1 protein-coding gene is annotated in these 728 nt (G+C 67.6%); it reads right to left on the bottom strand.

The features are described 5' to 3' along the window. Positions 1-416 (bottom strand): IS110 family transposase (locus PHA84_RS20670; protein WP_270890029.1); only part of this gene is annotated, 416 nt, incomplete at its 3' end. Between the last annotated feature and the right edge of the window lie 312 nt (positions 417-728).

The raw sequence follows: 728 nt of genomic DNA, 5'->3' as shown, positions 1-728 counted from the left end.
GGTTCGGGTGCGGTGACGACGAGGGCGAGCAGCGTGTTCGCGGCGGCCGTTTTCGCCTTTACGGCGCCAGTTCTGGCGACCCTGAGCATGCGGATTGCTTCGATCTGGCCGGTTGCCAGCTTGGGCGCGCCGCAGTCGTTGCGGGCCAGCACCGCGCGGGCAGCGGCTTCGGCGTCGATCGGGTCGCTCTTGCCCCGCTGACGACGAAGACGCCGGTCCGGGCGCGGCACCTCGAGCACCTCGACGCCGCGCTCGTGCAGGTGCCGGGCCAAGCCGGCGCCGTAGGCACCGGTGCCTTCGATGCCGACGGACTGGAGTTGGCCACGCGTGCGCATCCAGGCCAGCAGTCGGGTGTAGCCAGCTGGTGAGGCGGCGAACTGCGCATCGTCAAGTAGGCGACCGTGCAGGTCGATCACCGCCGCGTGATGTGTCCAGGCATGGGTGTCTACGCCCCCGATGATCAGTCGTGTCTTACGCGCCATTCGGTGCTCCCATCGGTTGCGGTGAGCTCACCGGAATGGTGGACAGGCCAGTGATGGGCTGCGGGCGAACACGCTCCTATGAGGTCACACCGCCCGGCGAAACTCACGATTCGTTCGGTCGTGGTATCGGCCGGCGAGGCCGACAGGTCCTCCGAAGGGCACCAACAGCGGCCAGGAAACTTACGGGTCAGACCACGCCGGCCGATACCGCCACCATCATCACTGGAAACTTCTGACCCCGGACCG

Source organism: Pedococcus sp. 5OH_020 (assembly GCF_027812955.1).
Lineage (GTDB): Bacteria > Actinomycetota > Actinomycetes > Actinomycetales > Dermatophilaceae > Pedococcus.
This window is presented reverse-complemented; position numbering and strand designations above follow the sequence as displayed.